Genomic DNA, 16,974 nt, shown 5'->3' on the forward strand with positions numbered 1-16,974 from the left:
GCGGGCTCTTCGCTCAGCACGATCTTTCCCTGTCCAGTTGAAGTGCGTTTCACCTGAATCTGGCACCTGTCAGGCCGGGTCTACACGTCAACCTGACCTGGGATTCACCGCTTGCAACTCTACTGTTAAGCCGGTGACCTCCGCCCCTTGAGCCTGGACCTCAATGGTAGCGAGCCCACCGTCGATCAGTGGGCCTGTGGGCGTCAGGTGCGCCAAGGTGAGTGCTGGGCTGCCGAGGCGGTTCTCCCAGACCCGCACATGCAAATCCCCGTAAAGGCCGCCATCCTCCAGAGCTTGGCCAGCGGACTCCAGGTGGTATGGGAGGTACACAGTTCTGCCCTGCATGGACTTCTGATCTAACAGGCGACGGGCCTGGGCAAAAGCCTGCCTGACGAGCATCTCTGGCGGGCCAGTTATGACGACCTCTCCGTCATACGCGAATGGACCAGCACTGCTCTTCACCCGGAGTTCGATACTCCCCCGCCGAGCCTCAGGGCTCAGCTCATCACGAGGATCCGCCGGGTACTTCACGCTGACCCCGCCCGATGCCGCTTTCAGTGACGTTACTGGGCTTGCTCTGCGCTCCGCACGCTCGGACAGAATGGTCAGTACGGCGGTCAGGGGCGGTAGAGGCACGGTGGGTGGTTGAGTCCCGGTCAGACCCACCCGGACCAGCGCCGGGGCCGCTTTGGCACGGGCCGGTAACCCAACCGCGCGGAACCTCTCCCAATCCTCCGGTTGCAGCTCTTCTCGCTGGCTCAGCGTCAGACTTTCCAGGCCCCCGGTGGCCAGCAGCACCAGTTCAGGGTTAAAGCTGTTCAGGATGTGCTTGCTGTACCTCAGCCAGTCGGGGTACAGCGCCAGGCCAAACACCTCACCGAGGTCGCCCATCACCGTCGCGTACAGCTGGCCAGCTGTGCCGTCAGGGTTCGTCCAGCTCACCCGCACGGGTTTGTCAGGCGCAAAGTTTTGCCATGGTTTAGCGTTCACAAAGCGCGCGAAGGCCTCCAGCAGGGCTTTGACATCCTGGTCCGGCACATCCTGGAGAAACGCGTGTGGACGCTGACATTCGATCTGGGCCTGCATCTCGGCCCCGACTTCTTCCGTCAGGTGGGCCAGCAGTGCCTCAAGCTCAGGACTGTCCCGCCGCTCAACCCTGATCCCGAGTGAAGCCAGCGCCGTGTGCAGCGAGAACGCCAGGGCCGCGTCCAAGGTGAAGATCTGCCCGGGACGCTGCGGCCTCAGATCATCTGCTTCAGGGGCCAGCATCGTCTCGATCACGATTTCCTGCACAACCTGCGCCGTGATGTCGGTCGTGACCTCGCTGGTCACGATCTGCCCACTCGCGGCGTCCACCACCAGGACCACGGCGGGGACACCCTCTTCCGGGGGCAAGATGTCTGGCATCTCCTGAACAGCGACCAGCCAGACGGTTTCAGCCTGCAAGGGCAGCGTCTGGACGTAAGCCAGGACTTCCTGATCGAGGTCCTGGTCTGGAACGCTTGTGTCCTCAGGGGAAGTGGGCGTCTGAATCAGGGTGCGGGTCGGTGGATCTGCTTCTAGAGGATCCTGCCCGTTGGTCGGTGTTGATGGCGTGGGCGGCCAGCTCTCGTCGCTTCCTCCTGCGTAACCGCAGACCCCCATGCGCGGTGAATTGACGACAGGTAGCTGCTCATCACGGGTCTTCTGACCATGCGCGCCGCAATACAGCAGCGGACCACCCGTGGCGGCGTCAGCTTCCCAGGAATGGACCCATTTGGCCGGTTTCTCGCACCGAGAACACATCAGGACTGGCGCCAGGTTCCGTGCGAGCAATTTGATCTTCCCGGTCGCCTTGCCGCTCACTGCCTCGTAGGCCTGAACCTGCACGGTTAAGTTGGTGCTGCTGCCGAAATCGTAGGTGTACCCAAACTTGTCGCCCGGCTGCAGACCAAGTTTGGCCAGCGGAGGCTGTCTGGTCCGTCTGGGTGCTCTGTACGGGTCGAAATTGCTGTCGTCCTGTGGCCCGATGGTAAAGCTGCTCAGATGACCGCAGCAGTCCAGCCAGAGATCGCGCAGGAAACGGTCAAGGTCATCCAAGGTGGCCTGAGGCGTGAGCTCGACGTCCAGCCAGTACGCAGGCAGATCAGTGCCACTGACGCGGAAGCGGAACACATCGTGGGTCGGTCCGTCCGTTGCCTGCCTCAGGGCACACCCGGCTTGATGCCTGGTCATGCTGGCTTTGGCACCGACGTAGCCACAGGCGCGGCACATTCCCCGAGACGGCGGACGGGACCTGGTCATGGCAGGAGTGTACGGCCCCTTTCGTACTGCTCAACGCACATGCACTCTCTTGAAATATCTTATGAAAGTTTTCTTTCAAGAAATATTTCAATGAGGTTTTTGATGATCTCGCGTTGCTTGCAGCTGCATCCTCATGACTGTCTGCAGCCTATTTCCCAGCCAGGTTGAACGGCTGTTCGCCTCTCACAAGACCGACCTCAGCAACGTCGTCAGCTTCCCATCCACATTCACGTGGAGCATGCCCAGCTTCCTGATGGCCGGTTCCAGGTCCAGCTGATACGCAGGTTTGTGATCGGGCCCCTGAAGCGTCCTGAGCTGCCTCCACTCCATGTGCCCATGCACGCTGGCCTGATGCCCTTCAGGAAGTGGCCACTGCACCTCACACCCGTCTTCCAGCCCCAAAGGGAACCAGACCACTGGATCCTCCTGTGCATTCGGCGTTAAGAACTCGGCCCTCTCCAATCCGCGTTCAATGCGCAGGGGATTAGGCCGCGTGGCATGCGCCGCCAGAACCTGCTGCCCAGGCGGACCGACACTGCACCACAGCCGGCCATGTTCCCGCAGCCAGCGGAGGTCATCTGGCAGAGGTCCTGCCGTGTCTCGGAGGCGCCAGCCGTAGCCCGCCGCTGCTTCCCGGCCTCCGTGTCGCCACCAGATGTTCAGGAACCCTTCGTGTCCGTCAAGCACCGCCCCAATGGCCATCACCTCATGGTTGCCCAGGAGGACCGTGGCTTGCCCAGCCGCATGAAGGGCCCGGACCTGCCGGAGTACCTCCCTCGAGTCGTCTGGGGCACCGGCTGAACGGTCATCGCGGCGGGCTAAGCGGCGATGCGGCGCATCGTCAATCAGATCCCCCAGGAACACCAGCGAGACCCCTGGAATTTCTCGTGCGGTGTTCAGCACAGTCTGAAGTCGGGGCAGATGCCCGTGAAGGTCCGGCACCATCAGGTGACCACCAGGAAGGGGCGCTGTCTTTGGCAAGGTGACCTCTTCTGCCGATTGAGCCGTCAACTTTGGTTTGTCAGAGACAGCTTGCGCAGGCCTGCCTGACCGTTATTGCCAGATGAAACACCTGCGGGCATCGGGGGCCTCGCTGGTGGCGCACACTCCTCAACCCAGCCCCTGAATTGTTCAACTGGGCCTGGAGGCCATATGAAAGCGTACACGGTGAAGATCTCAGCGGTCGAGTTATCCCAACCCAGAGAGTCGCGTTCAAACTTGAAACAGGTCTGGCCTGGCATGCCGATTTCGTCTTGCTCCCAGTGCATGTCATTCGAAAATCCGGCCTGACCAGCGGCGAGAGACATGCCCAGGCTGTACAACACCGGTCTTCGGTCCAGGGAGGACGGGGGCACCGGGAGATGGACGAGAAACGACCGACGCATGGCGGTCCAGGCCGCAAGCGGTGCTGTACTGCGGATACGGTAAAAGGGAATTAATCGATCTGACGACCCAGGGATTATGTTCGGAACTTTGAATGGCGCGAGGCGCTCTACCGTGAGGGTGTGCAGGATGGTTGGCGGATCAAGCCATTCATTGGGTGCCGTAATTTGGATGCCATCCAAACTGGTGATGGTCTGGCCTGGGCCGATGGCATGGATGGCGACGGCGGGCGTGTCGTTCGGGCGTACAAGGGGTAGATGTTGAGGGACCTGAAGCTTTAGCGCGATGTGGTGGTGTGTGCGCCCGGGGCAGCGGCCCTCAGAGCAAGGTGCTGTGCGGGCCGTCATGACGGAGAGGCTCAACAACGCAAACAGCAGGAGAGGACGCCGCATAGGTAGACGAATTCTTCCATGACCGAGATGTCGAGGGAGACGCAGCTGCGGGGGCCCACGGAGATACACCCGAGGTGTGACACCGACCTATGGCGAGACAGCCGACATGTGCCCTTGAGGGCCCAGGTTCGTTGTCAGCCTGGAGGGGGCGGTCTTAACACAGCTGATAAACCCTCTCTGACGGCCCACTAATGGGCCGTCAGAGAGGGTCTGTCTGGGGACTTGACTGCTTCGCATCCAGCAGCACGCTTGGAGAGCGGAGCGGCTGATGCAGATTCAGATTGATCAGCTCATTCATCTCGCTGCCTCGTCTGGCGTACAGACGCCCTTCACGGGCCAGCACCAACCGGCCCTGCTGATCGAGATCGGCCCAGGAGGCGCCTTCTAACAGTGGCACCGCCTCTGGACCATGCCAGATGTACCTGACATACCGGGTGTGCCGGGGTGAACTGATGAACCGCAACTCCAATGCCTTCTTCCTGAACACGATGGGATGAGCCTCACCCATGCATCTCCACCGCTCTGGCCAGGCTGTGACCCGCCAGTCGGTGCGCTGCAGGGCGATCACGAACGTGTCCACCCGTTGCCGGTCGCATGCCACACCCTCGACCACAAAGCCTTTGGCCTCAATCAGTGCCTTGAGCGCCTTGGCTGAATGGTTGATGGTCAGAACATGGTTGTCCGTGAATACACCACCGCCGCTCCAGTAATCAGAGGCATTCCAGAGGCCCAACGCCTTGACCCAGGGCGGGCGGCATAACGCGGTCCACGACCACATGCGTTCCCCATCGAATTGCTCTGCGGCAGCCTGCACCCTACGCCGGGCTTCATTGTGGGCGACGTACAGCAGATGCTGGCCATCCGGGGACAGATCACTCATCCATTCGTACAGCCGGCCGTGGAACCAGGAGCCTGGGGTGATCTCGTCCGTGCGTGTGTTCCACTGGTACAGCCGAGTCCAGCGGCTGGGGCCACGCCGGAAGATGACGGCGGTGCTGGCTTCGCTGGCCAGCAAGGCCCAGATGCGGACTGGCGCCGGGGGGGTGTGGGCGGGCCCTTTTGGCCGGGTCATGGTGTCATCCTGGCACGTACAGAGGCGCGTTCATCCGCTTGATCAAGAGGACGGTTACTGACCGGAGAGGCCATAGAGAAGCGGCGGACCAACCTTGACGGCCACTGTGCGCAGTGGCAACGGCTGGAACGTGAATCCTACCGACTCCGTGAGGGAGAAAACGAAAATGCCTTTTGAAAGTCGTGCATGCTTTCCGGCATTTTTGGCGCCATTGCGCCCTCCCGGCTGCAAAACCTGATTACATCACTTCACAAGGGTGCTATGCTTCAGTCTATCGGAGGCGAACTGACAATCCACCCCACGTAGACCCACCACCAAAACCGAAAATCCCCGCTTGCCGGCGAGGATTTCTGGTAAAGCTCAGTTAGGAGAAGCGGAAAAACGACTATGCCGCCATTCTAACTGGGAAGCCCCCCTGTTGCAAGTTTGCAAGGGAGAGACCCATGAATGACGGTCCAGGGGGGGCGCACACGCGCCCCTTTTCGCTTGGTAGTCCACCAAGCCCACCGCCGCCCGCCCAACTGGCGGCCCTGTACGAAGCCCAAGCCCGCCTCGAATCCAGACGCACTGCAGACCGAGCTGAGCGCCTACGTCAGGCCGAGGACGCACAGGCGTTCCGAGCAGCGCTCAGGTTCAACACCCAGCCTGCGCTCTTTCAGGCGCCCACTGAGACCACTGTTCGCCCCCAGACGCCCCCTCAACCAAGCGTGCGGGTCAAGGTAGCTCAATCACTCCCCAAGGCCCCTTCCCAGGCTGCTCAGGAGAAAGAGGCCTTGGTTAAACGGCAAGCCAACGTTGAGCGGGTCATGGTGGCCGCCGAAGAGACGATTGTGAGCGCTATCCGGCCGCGGGCCCGTGCGCGGGCCCGTGCGGTGTACCGGGCCGCCGTCGAAGCGACATTCGAACTGATTCAGCAGCGTGGGCAGCTCGCCCACCTGACCTCATACACCTTTTTCACGGTGCTGGACGTTCTGCCCGTCCCCACGAAGCTGGGCACGGCCACCTGCGAGCGTGCCGTGGATGACCTGCGGTCCTGCGGCCTGATCAGCACCCGCCGTGTCTATCAACCTGCAGAGTTCCTGGACAAGACCACCGGTGAAGTCGTCACCCGCAGTACCTGCATTGGGGTGTGGCTGACCGTCCTGCTCAAAGCGGTGGCCCCAGGCCTCCGTGCCCGGGTGATGCAGGAGGAACTGCCCCTTGAGGCCCCCCGTGACCTGGCAGCCGACCGCAGGCGGGGCCGCACCGGCTACGCCCTGAAAGTTCAGCACCAGGAAGAGCAGGCCCTGAAGGCCCAGGAAGCCTCCCTTTCAGAAGTGAGGGAATCAGTTTCCCCACAAGGGGGAAATTTCAGAGGCAACCCCTTACTTCAGTGGTCGTTACCTAGAAATAGCTCAGAGTCTCTGGCTACTTCTGATTCCCTCACTTCCGCGACCGAGCCGGCCGAGGTCGTCTGGGCCCTGGGCGCGATTCTCAGCGAGCACCCCCAGCGGCGCCGGGATCTGATCGAGCAGGCGGGCCAGCGCCTTGCCCTGCTCTTCCGTGACCGCCACAGCGCCAGGGCCTATTACCGCCTGCTCTGGTGCGCCGTTGAAGCCGAGTTCCGGGGCATTCCTGCGTTCTTCGGCCTGCAGAACGCCATGCAGCGCGTCTTGGTGGCCATGCGGGAAGTCCCTGTGCGTTCACCTGGGGCCCTGCTCCTGCATGAGCTGGGTGATCAGGGCTGCGGCTGGCTGGCGGCCAGCGGCTGGCATGACCGCCGCCGATACTTGGCCTGAGTTGTCAGTCGTCCAGGTGATCCCAAAGGCATTCAACACATCGATTCAGAGTGATAACGGGCTGTGGCCTGTCGGGTCAAAGACCTCTACGAGTCCTGGGGACCGACAAGGGCCGCCACACTCTGGACACCCCACCGCCTCAAACCTGTACCGGATGATTGGCGGCTCAAGACCGTCGAGCCAGTAGTCATCCCTGGAGATCGCGAAGGCTGGAAAGGTCAGGCCGCAGTCAAAGCAGTGGAACCGGTGATTGAAGTACACCCGTTGTGGAGAAGTCTCACCATTCATGCGTCGCCCTGGATCCGCCGGCTTCCCTGCTGGCCACCGCACCAGCACGGGCACAGAGCCTGCGCATTTCTTCTGCCTTTGCAATACGTTGGAACACGAAGAAACGCGTGCGTGGTCCGGGTCTCATGGGCACCGAAGGCCACAGTGAAACGAAGGAAATGCTCCAGTGAATCCTGGTGCACCGGAAGGCCATCAATGGTGGAACGTGCTGGCAAGGCCAGCCATTCCTCGGTCGAGAACGTGTACAGCATGAACGTCACCCCATCATGCGGCCTTCAGGACAGCAGGTAAGCGGCCTGGGCGTCAGCCCTCTGCTTCTGTGCTCTCTGGCAGGTCGAGTTCAGTTTGGTCCTTGATCTGTTGTGCCCACCGCTCCTCGGCCTGAAGTTCCCAAGATGTTCGTCCAAAGAGGGGTCCAACATCCTCAGCGACGTACACCCTACCCGCGACCACCAGGGAACGTCCCTCAGCAGCGTCCAGAGCAAAGAGATGAAGATGTCTCAGGAGCTTTGGGTTCACGCCCGCTTGCTGCGCCGCTCCTTCTGCGTCATGAATTCTCGTGATAGTCAGGCCTCCCCGGAAGTTGGTGTCCAGCAACACCATGGCCCCGACCGACGTGAACCAGACATCCGTACGCTCATGGTTGTCTGTGCCTTTGATCCACCGGCCACTGCGGAGCAGCAACTGACCATGACTGACCCGGTACCACCACACCTGGAACTTTCGGTCCGGTTGAAAGGCGTGCAGGATTTCGTCCATCACAGACCTCCACCCTGGTTCAGCAAGATGAGACTGGCGACCACCAAGAGTGCGTCCTGGCTCCTGCCCGCACTCAGCTTCCAGACCAGACCAGCGGACAGGACAGAGAAGACCCCCACGGTCACCTGAAGAACGACCAACACAGATCGCGGCACCGAAAAGGCAGAGGCCATCATGTACAGCGTGATCAGCCCGGCCATCAGGATCAGCAGCGTCAGCAGTACCTTGCCGAAAAGGAGCACGTTCAGAGCATAGGGCGTGTCATCTCGCCACATCGTTTGAAGACCAAATGCTTCCGCAAATGGCAGGCGGAACACCACGCCGCATCAACCGGAAGCTTCACCAACCCTGGCTCACGACTGAACCCTCTGAGGTCAGGACCTGACCAGTGGAGCTTTTTTCGTCGCTCCGCCTAAGAAGAGCAGAGGTCGGTGATGCTTCTTTTCGCGTCTAGGCGCTCTATCCCTCACTTGTTTGATCGTGCTTGCACCTGGGCCAACCGTGGCGGCAACACCCAAGTGGCTGCCCACCTTCTCAGCTTGTCCAGCAACAGGACCAGGTCGCGCAGCTGGGTCAAGTCTCAGGTTGGTTATCGGATCATCGGTGGGCAGCGGGTATGAGTCTCAAAGCATCAGCGTTCAACCGGGCGCATGACCACCAATCGTTGCGCGGCTTCCGCTGCATGACGAACAGCAGAAGCGACTCGCACAAGCTACCCTTGAACGGCTCATTGGGCGGGTTCGATGCCGACACGAGTTGAACCCCTCAATCTGCTGCTCTGACACCCCTTGGAAGAGCAGCAGAGGAGTTAGGGCAGGATAAGGGCGTATACAATCGGGGTTTTTCATTGTCTGGATCAATGAAAGTTTGTATACGAACCAAAATGTCGTATACGACGAGGAGCACATGATGGCGAATGTGCAAGTGCAGGCCCGCGTGGGGTCGGATGTCAAGTTGAACTTGGTCAAGCTTGGCGAGCAGACTGGCCTGTCAGAATCGGCATTGGTTGAGGAGTTGCTGGGGCAGGCGCTCAGTGGTCAGGACAGTGAGTTGGCCACCACGTTCCTAATCCCCAAGCTTGAGGCGATGGTTGAGGTGGCGGTCGGCCGTCACTTCGAGCGCTTGGCCAAGCTCCAGACTCGGGCGGCGATTGACGCCAATACCAGCGTGACGCTTCTGATGGGGCTCTACCAGTTGCTCAACCCCAAGGCCGACGACGCGGCCCTACACCAGATTCAACAGGGGGCGAGGCGAATGGCTTATGACAGCCTCACCCGGCGCAGCACGGAGGTGGAAGCTTTGCTGAGTGCAGATGTTCCTGCACGCCCTGCTTGCTGAGAGGCTTTTTCAGAGAGGCGTGAAGTGAACATGCTCTGAGGATGAGCTACTGTCAGGCCGATGATTACGCCGGCCCTTCTGGCCTCTCTTGAAGCGTTGGTAGACGACCTGTGGCTGTGGGGACCGAAGACCGTTGGGGCGTGCCATGAGGCGTACGGCGCAGATGCTCTGAGGCTGGCCACAAAACGGGAGATGGTGACGCGGAGACAGGTGCTCAATTCGCGGGTCATAGTGCTGACTGGCCGTGGTCTCTACGAGTTCGGCTACACCAAGCGGTACAACTACCTGCCTGCACTCACCACCCTGAAGGCCAGCCTGGTGTACCGATATGCGCTGCACCAACTGCAGACGCAGGGATACACCGATCCCGAACCCTATAGCGGTTACGCTGCGGGTCTTCAGAATATGGCGGCGCTAAAAAGGGGAGACGAGACTGTTGTGGTCATAGGGCGCAGTGAGCTGACACTGCGCACCATGTACAACGTCCTGAACCACTTTGAAAGTTTGGAGGCTACAGAGAAGCCCACCCAGGTGCTTTTTTACGTGCTCGCGACCAAGAAGGAGCCAGCGCCAGGTCGCAAGGTCATCAAGGGATCTGACACCGCCGTGGTCCATGTCAGTGTGGAGGAGATCAGAGCCGTGGAGCGTGAGTTGTAGCCTGGCCATCTCGACGCTGCGTTCGGCTGTGATTTAGCTATTCAACAGGGGGGAAACACTCTTTCCCTCCTCTGTTGATCACTGTGGTCGGCAAACACTTGAGCTGGCGATGGCAAAGCAGCTGGCTGAATACCGCGCCGGAGAGATAGGACTCTAGAGGGCGACCCAGTAGACTGATGACTGCTCGGGAGGTCAGCCATGACATTGGTGCAGCGCTGTCCATCCACCCACGACACGGCCCAACGGTCGGTCGCGTCCCCTCGTCAGCCGCACATCAATGACACTGAGCTGCAGCGGGCTCAAGCCCAACAGGCTGTTCAGCGTCATACCTTGCGTCCAGTGACGGCGCAGAGACAAGCCGTGCAGGCCCCATTGCGGGCGGCGAGTTTAGAGCGGCAGGAGACGGCGCGTGTTCAGGTCCAGCGCCAGGCGGTGCAGTCGGAGCCGGTTGGGCTCACCTTGCCCGCAGGCGCCCTTGAAGCGGCCCTTCAACGTCAGGTGCAGACGGCCGCGCCAGTCCCCGCAAAGCCACAGACCCCCAGCGACTGGGTGACGGTGATGCGCGCGCGCGCCGAAGAAGTAGACGGCAAGGCCCTCGACACGCGGCAGTACGCGCAGTTCACCAGCCTCCAGCGGCAGGTGGCGCAAACGTTGGCACAAGGGTTCAAGACAGATTCAGGCCCAGCGGCAGCGCGGTACGAGACCTATGGCGAACATCTGGCCAGTCTGCAGCGGCACGCCATCAGTGCCCCCGTATCCCGGGTGGTCATGGGCATGGTGCCTGGCAGTGAGCGCCCAGCGCTGCAACGTGCCGTGGATCTAGCTGTCCAACGTCATGAAATCCAAGCAGCCCAGGACGCTCAAGCGGTCCAGGCGGTCGCCCTTCAGCGCCAGTTGGCCGACTTGGACGCTGAGGCCACTCAGCCCGTCCTGCAACGGATTCAAGCGAGACGTGGCAGTGGCAACCCGCTCCCGGAGACCGTACAGCGTCACCTGGAACAGGGGCTCAACCATGACCTGAGCAAGGTCCGTATTCATGACGACGCTGAGGCTGACCTCATGGCCAAAGGTGTGAACGCGATGGCCTTTACAACGGGCACGGACATCTTCTTCCAGAGTGGGAAGTTCAGCCCGAATACCCAAAGTGGGTTAGAACTCCTGGCGCACGAAGTGACCCACACAGTGCAGCAGTCCCAGGGCCGGGTCGGCAAAGGCATTGACCCGGATGCTGGTCTGGAAAGCGAGGCTCGCTCTATGGGCAGCAAGCTGGCCCAGGTCATGCCCAGCCCGAAAACCCTGATGCCGCCGAGCCCCCACGCGCCAGGCGTCTACAATAAGCAGGCGGCGCTGCAACGTGCCCAGGACGGCACGGTTCAGCGGTTCGCCCTAAAGCCGCTCTACGACCTGCAACCGCAGACGGTGCAGCGCTGGGGCAATCCCTTCAGCTGGGCGGCCGACAAGGTCAAAGACGGCGCGCAGGCGATCGCGGACAAAGGCAAAGCGGTGATTGCTGGTGCTCTGACGGCCTTGCCGGGCTACCGGGAACTGTGCCTGGCGTTCGGGAAGGACCTGGTCACGGGCAAGACGATGGCGGGGGATCCCAACTCCATCCTGGAGACGCTGGCCGGCTGGGTCCCAGGACCCTTAAAAGACGTCCTCAAAGCCCTGAAGGAGACGAACGCGATTCCGAAGGCCTGGACGTGGTTTAAGGCAGAACTGGGCAAGCTCGACCTGGGCGGCGCCCTGGGGGAAGTGGCCAGTGCGATTGGCAAGGCGGATCTGGGCGCGGTCTGTCACACCGATCGCCTGGCGGCCTACAAGAGCGTGGTGTTTGGGGGACAGCACTGCATTGGTGGGACACAGCATAGAGAGCGCTTCAATGCGACCTTGCGCGCCCGTCTGGCTCATCTCGTCCGTCGTTCGCTGTCCTTCAGCCGACGCCAATCACATCTGGAGACCGTGATCTGGCTCTTCATCAGTACAACGCGTCATGACCTTGAACCCTCGACCCGGCGGGTTCCCTGTTCAGCGGGTTCGTCCCCCGCGGGGAACGGACTGACACCCCGCGGGGTGCTGGCTCCTGGGCTTCACGTGAGTTCGCTGAGGGCATGAAGGCCGAGTAGTACCACGCGACCCCAGTAACCACTTCAGGCCGCTCAGCGATGCCCGCGTCGGGGATTCATCTGCCCCCGCCATGAACGATCATCGCTCAGCCCCCCTGTCCCCCCGCCCTGGTTTCCACGCTCCCGGCATGGAGCGGTCATGTCGGAACTGGTTGCCGGTCGCGGTCCGCGCCCTCTCCAAGGTCACCCTTGCCCGCCTCGTACAGGCGATTGACCTGCTGGCTGTGATGCTAGAAGGACTCGGCGTGCCAACGCCCCTCCGGGAGCTGCCTCCTCACTGTTTGGACGGGGCGGACGAGTTCACGCCGGGGCACCTGGCCCAGGCGCTCCTGTGGGTCCGGGTGACGGCGCAGCACCTGCTACGCCGCGCTCGTGCCATAAGGCAGTCCAGGCGACGGCGGTGACGCCGCTGCCCTATGGGGCGGTCCAGGTCCACGGGTGCCTGGATGGGGTGTGGGTGCACCCACGCGCTGCATGGGTGCACCCAGGGCATCTAAAGGTCAATCGCAGAACAGGAAAAAGGCGACCCTGAGGCCGCCTTTGATTTCTCTAAGATAGCGCGGTATGCGGGGGGGGTCAAGGATATGCGGCGGGTTCTTACGGCATCTCGGTGTGGAAGCCGTCGTCGGTGAGCCAGATGGTTTGGACGCCCTGGCTTTTGATCAGGGCCAGCAGGTCGGGACGGGGCTTTGACGGCAGCAGGACCGCAAGGTGGTGGGCGCGCACGTACCGCTGGTAGTCCATGAGCTGTCCGAGGGCCATGCGGATTGCTTCCCGCGTGACCGTCCCCTTGGCCTCGATCAGGACGTCGTCGTCCACGTCACAGGCGTCCGTGAAGAGGGGCTTGGCCTCGCCGTCAGGAAGGATCTGATGCCGCGTCACTTTGTGCCCTTTGGCCCGCAGGTAGCGCCCGTATTCCAGCACCAGCTTGTGCTCCCGGCGCTCCATCTCGAGTTCCTCAGACTGCGGCTGCAGCACGGTTTTTTCCGTCGTCTGCACTTCCAGGCTGATTTCCTTCACGGCCTGCGCGCTCGGCTGGGCGGTGTCAGCTGCTGGGAAGGCGGTGGGGATGAAGGTCGTCTGGAAGGGGAGGGCCGCCTGTGCGCTCACGGGGTCCGTGGGCTTGAGGCGGAAGACCACGACGCTGCGCAGGGGGCCGCCGCCTGTTTCTGGGGCGTCTGTCCAGTAGTACGGGTGTTCGGTGGCCAAGGTGAACTCGCCGATGAACTTCACGGTCCCGGACACCCCGCTGAACAACAGCAGTTGCCGGTCGTCCTGTACGGACCGGGCAATGGCGCCGTTGCCCTGCATGAGGTTCTGGTCCCCGCGCTGCCCTTCGCCCACGTAGTGGTAGTGCCCGTCGGTCCCCCAGCCGTCGTAGTAGCCGTGCTGCGCGCCGGTGGCGGGGTCGGTGAAGATGAACACGGCTGGGATCTTGATGGACGGCCCAATGCCGCCCTGGCGCCGGCCGCCGAAGCGGTCGTGCAGTTCCTTGCGGACGATCTCCTGACCGGGGATGAGGTTGAACGTAAGGACCTGAGTTAGCGTCATGCAGATAAGGTAACAAATTTAGTTCAAAAATCAGCCCTAAATTTTTTATGTAAGTATTTTAGCTCATTTGGTACGCCACTATGCACCTGCCGGGGGGCTGCAACTCCGTCCAAATGGCCTCCATAGTCAGCGATATGACGAGCTCACATTTCGGCCTACTCTTTGAAGATGACTCCCGGGAAGACCGTGGCCGCGATGGGGCGTTGATCGGGGTCACGGTTCTTGAGGCGCAGGCGACTGCCGAGGTACTGAAAGGACTGGAGGAGTTGGCCAAGGTGAACGCCACCGCGCAGGCCAATCCGCAGCAGGCCGGTTTTCGCGCTGAGGTGCATCACAAGACCACCTTCAACGCGGACGCCATTCGCAAGGGGAAAGTGGTGCGGGCAGAAATGCCCAGGGGGAACGGCCTTTCAGACATTGACCTGAAGGTTGGGGGCAAGACGGTTGCCCGGGCGCAGGTCAAGAACTGTAAGACCGTGGCCCGGACGACCAAGGCCGTTTCCGACACGAAGTACGACGGCATGAAGAAGATCGTCCCCAAGGACCAGGCGCAAGGTGTGAGCGAGTTGGCGGCCAAGCGGGGTGTGGACGGCCTGGGGGAAAGGAACTATGCGGACACCAGCAAAGCGGCCACCGCCAAGCTGGAGCATGACGGGGTGTCCAGCCGCGCCGTGACGTACGACGAGCTGCAGAGCAAGGACCTGGGGAAGTCCATGCTCCGCAGCGAGGCCGGGAGCGCTGCAGCCGCGGGGGCCAAGAACGCAGCCGTGGTCGGCGGGGCCGTCTCAGCCGTCAGCAACATCGGCGCTGTGATCAACGGCGAGAAGACCGTGGGGCAGGCCGCTGCCGCCATGGCCAAGGAGACGGCGGTCGCCGCTGGCACAGGTGCGCTGACCTCAGCGGCGACCACCGTCGTGGCCAACGGCGCGGCCAAGGTGGGCCTGCAGGCCGTGAGCCGCAGCGGGGCACCTGGAGCCATCGTGGCGGCTGGCTTTGAGGTGGGTAAGGACTTGGTGGCTCTAACCCGTGGGGAACTGTCTGGCACGCAGGTGATGGGTCGCAGCATGGAACACGCGGTCGGTGCCGGAGCGGGTTGGGGGGGCGCGTCTGCCGGTGCAGCGCTGGGCACCATGATCTTCCCTGGCGTGGGGACCCTGGTGGGAGGCTTCCTGGGCGGCATGCTGGCCAACGCGGGGGCGCGCCGCGGCATCAAGGAAGTCAAATCAATCTTCAGCTGAATTTCCTCCATTGAGCGGCCCCCACCGTCATGGGGAAAGGAGCACGATATGAGCGAGGCTGAAACGGGGAAGAAAAAGAATGCTTGGGTGCGTAAACAGGTCAAAGGGGCAGTCGCGGGCGGCCTGATCGGGCTCAAGCTTGCCGGTGTGCCTGGGGCCGTCACGGGGGCACTTGTAGGGAGCAGCTTCGCACGGCAGAGTGATCTTCTAGAGGCGGTCAACGAGGCCATGAGGCGTGGGCCTAACGGCCCGCGGCGAGCACATCCAGACGGGACCATCGATTAGGCCAGCCCCTGAGTGGCGCAGCGCGTGGCAGCACCCAATCTGTGTGTGGGTGCTGCCACGCGCTGCGTGGGTGCTGGGCGGCGCAGTGACCGCGTCTAGAAGGCTGAGCACAGCGCTGAGATGACGCGGCTCCCCACGCCCTGGCGGCCCGCCCCGCGCCGGGTGACGCCCTGACGGCCCACCTGCGCCCGGTGGACCTGACCAACGTCTGGGAGGAGGACCTGAACCGGGTCACGTTCCTGACGCGCTCCAAGGATGGCGTGTGGGCGCTGGGGCGCGTCACCCACCCGGATGGGGATCTGGTCTTCTAGTCCGCGGCGGGCGGGGCGAGCCTGATGCTTGAGGATCTGGAAGACATCTAAGCGCTAGACTTCCCACCCATGAGGGCGCAGGCGCTGCTGGAGCGGGAAGGGAACTTGTGACCCCCCGGGTCATTCTGTTCCGCACGTAACAGGGGGGGTGTCTGGCAGAATGATGGCGTGCCTGCATTCTGCCGCCGAGCAGGTCACTGAGCTGGTCAACCGGCGGGCACAGTTCCGGCCCGCGGGGAAGGGGAAACATGACGCACGAATTCCAGGAAAAGCTGTACCCGCTGTTGCCCACCACACAGTACGACCTGCTGACTGAGGTCGTGACCGCCGCCAACCCGGCGCTCGGTCAGGCGCTGACCGCCCAGCGGTTTGGCGCGGAACGCCTTCAGACGGTGCGGCTGACGAGCGCGGCGCGCGATGAGGCGCTGGACGCCCTGCACGCGGCGCAGTTGGCCGCCCAGGACGCCCAGGATGCGGACCGGGCGGACAACCTGGATGACATCCGAACGATTCTGACGCAGTCCGTGTGGACGGACGCGGCCCTGGGGAACGAGGTGCGGGGCGCGCAGTTTGATAAGGCCCGCGCGATGGCGCAGGGCGCGTTCCGCGGGGAAGGGGACGTGCTGGGCATGCACCTGAAGGTGGTCAGCACCCACAACCGCAACGGGGGCGCGACCGTGCTGCTGCGCGAGCCGTCTGACGTGCTGCTGCTGGAGCTGGAATCCGGCGCGTGGGTGTTGGCGCGGATGGTCGCGCCGCTGGCCCTGCCGATGTTCATGACGCTGGACGGCAAGGCGCTGGAGCTGGACAGCCCGCTGCAAACGGCCTACGCGGTGACGTTCCCGATGATGACCTTTGACCCGGCGGTGGTCGAGGACCTGGAAGCGCAGGTGAAAGACGCGCAGGCGGTCATGCTGGACGCCAGCCTGGACGAGATGGACAAGCTGGACGCGGCGGCGCTGCTGTCCATTGCGGGCCAGGGCGTGGTGTACGACGAGGGTGACGGGACCGGCACGTGGGCGTGGCGGGATGGGCGGGGGGTCCACTCGACCGGGTCCCACCTGTCCGACCTGGAAGCGCTGCTGGATCTGGGGCGTCACCTGTCTCGGTGACCTGAGGGGAGGGCGGCCCGCTGGAGCTTTCCCGGCGGGCCGCGCGTCTATTTTCATATGCCTAACCTCACTTTGATCACCTGTCTTAGGGTGAGTTTCCGCCCCTACTCTCAAGTGATGCCAGACTTCACGAAGAATGGGTATAGGGGCGGGGCGGTGGAGTGACCGGCCCCGGGCTTTACCAGTTGCCGATCACATCCTTGAGGTCGTCAGCGGCGACTTGGGCGTAGCCGCGGCGGGTGGTGTCGACGCTTTCGTGGCCCAGGTGAGCGGCGACGCGTCCGAAGTCCTTGACCTGCCCGTACAGCTTGGTGCCGGAATACTTGCGGCCTGCGTGGTGGCCGCGGAAGGGGACGCCCGCGGCCTTGAAGGGGTCACGACACGAAACTGACACCCCTGTACGC

General features: G+C 62.6%; 12 protein-coding genes and 1 pseudogene. 6 read left to right on the top strand and 7 right to left on the bottom strand.

Annotated elements, in window-relative coordinates:
* Positions 1–87: 87 nt before the first annotated feature.
* From K7W42_RS17855 to K7W42_RS17865, 3 genes are all read right to left on the bottom strand, one after another.
* Positions 88–2,283: a DUF6930 domain-containing protein gene (locus tag K7W42_RS17855; protein ID WP_224576318.1), complete on the bottom strand. Its 2,196-nt coding sequence runs from the start codon at positions 2,281–2,283 to the stop codon at positions 88–90.
* A 183-nt stretch (positions 2,284–2,466) separates the two neighbouring features.
* Complete coding sequence (locus K7W42_RS17860) at positions 2,467–3,228, bottom strand: metallophosphoesterase (RefSeq protein WP_224576320.1); 762 nt, start codon at positions 3,226–3,228, stop codon at positions 2,467–2,469.
* A gap of 1,029 nt (positions 3,229–4,257) precedes the next feature.
* Positions 4,258–5,130, bottom strand: a complete 873-nt coding sequence (locus K7W42_RS17865) for a hypothetical protein (protein ID WP_224576321.1) — start codon at positions 5,128–5,130, stop codon at positions 4,258–4,260.
* A 773-nt stretch (positions 5,131–5,903) separates the two neighbouring features.
* Between K7W42_RS17865 and K7W42_RS17870 the strand changes: the two genes are divergently transcribed.
* Positions 5,904–6,908, top strand: coding sequence for a hypothetical protein (locus tag K7W42_RS17870; protein WP_224576322.1), 1,005 nt, complete (start codon positions 5,904–5,906; stop codon positions 6,906–6,908).
* Between the two features lie 591 nt (positions 6,909–7,499).
* On the opposite strand, the gene K7W42_RS17875 is transcribed toward K7W42_RS17870, so the two are convergent.
* Both K7W42_RS17875 and K7W42_RS17880 read right to left on the bottom strand, forming a co-directional pair.
* Positions 7,500–7,955 carry a hypothetical protein gene (locus tag K7W42_RS17875; protein ID WP_224576323.1) on the bottom strand — a complete coding sequence of 152 codons (456 nt, stop codon included), beginning with the start codon at positions 7,953–7,955 and terminating at the stop codon, positions 7,500–7,502.
* The gene (locus K7W42_RS17880) at positions 7,955–8,275 is read right to left on the bottom strand and encodes a hypothetical protein (protein ID WP_224576324.1); all 321 of its coding nucleotides are present in this window, start codon (positions 8,273–8,275) and stop codon (positions 7,955–7,957) included. The genes K7W42_RS17875 and K7W42_RS17880 overlap by 1 nt, the downstream gene beginning before the upstream one ends.
* Positions 8,276–8,861: 586 nt before the next feature.
* On the opposite strand from K7W42_RS17880, the gene K7W42_RS17885 reads away from it, so the two are divergent.
* The 3 genes from K7W42_RS17885 to K7W42_RS17895 all read left to right on the top strand — a co-directional run bounded on the left by K7W42_RS17885 (position 8,862) and on the right by K7W42_RS17895 (position 12,062).
* On the top strand, positions 8,862–9,293 hold the full coding sequence (locus K7W42_RS17885) for a hypothetical protein (protein WP_224576325.1): 432 nt from the start codon (positions 8,862–8,864) through the stop codon (positions 9,291–9,293).
* A gap of 60 nt (positions 9,294–9,353) precedes the next feature.
* Entirely contained in the window at positions 9,354–9,950 is a 597-nt protein-coding gene (locus tag K7W42_RS17890; RefSeq protein ID WP_157459681.1) for a hypothetical protein, read from the top strand.
* Between the two features lie 339 nt (positions 9,951–10,289).
* The gene (locus tag K7W42_RS17895) at positions 10,290–12,062 is read left to right on the top strand and encodes an IS1 family transposase (RefSeq protein ID WP_224576326.1); all 1,773 of its coding nucleotides are present in this window, start codon (positions 10,290–10,292) and stop codon (positions 12,060–12,062) included.
* 608 nt (positions 12,063–12,670) lie between these two features.
* Here the strand turns inward: K7W42_RS17895 and K7W42_RS17900 are convergent.
* Positions 12,671–13,624: an SRA domain-containing endonuclease gene (locus K7W42_RS17900; RefSeq protein ID WP_224576327.1), complete on the bottom strand. Its 954-nt coding sequence runs from the start codon at positions 13,622–13,624 to the stop codon at positions 12,671–12,673.
* 134 nt (positions 13,625–13,758) lie between these two features.
* Here K7W42_RS17900 and K7W42_RS17905 point away from each other — a divergent pair, with 134 nt between their 5' ends.
* Together K7W42_RS17905 and K7W42_RS17910 are read left to right on the top strand one after the other, a co-directional pair.
* Positions 13,759–14,862 (top strand): glycine zipper domain-containing protein, encoded by a 1,104-nt coding sequence (locus K7W42_RS17905; RefSeq protein WP_224576329.1) that lies wholly within the window; start codon positions 13,759–13,761, stop codon positions 14,860–14,862.
* 844 nt (positions 14,863–15,706) lie between these two features.
* Positions 15,707–16,570: a hypothetical protein gene (locus tag K7W42_RS17910; RefSeq protein WP_224576332.1), complete on the top strand. Its 864-nt coding sequence runs from the start codon at positions 15,707–15,709 to the stop codon at positions 16,568–16,570.
* Between the two features lie 178 nt (positions 16,571–16,748).
* Here the strand turns inward: K7W42_RS17910 and K7W42_RS17915 are convergent.
* Positions 16,749–16,974: pseudogene (locus tag K7W42_RS17915) on the bottom strand (hypothetical protein); the annotation flags it as partial.

The sequence above is a fragment of the Deinococcus betulae genome, assembly GCF_020166395.1.
GTDB lineage: Bacteria > Deinococcota > Deinococci > Deinococcales > Deinococcaceae > Deinococcus > Deinococcus betulae.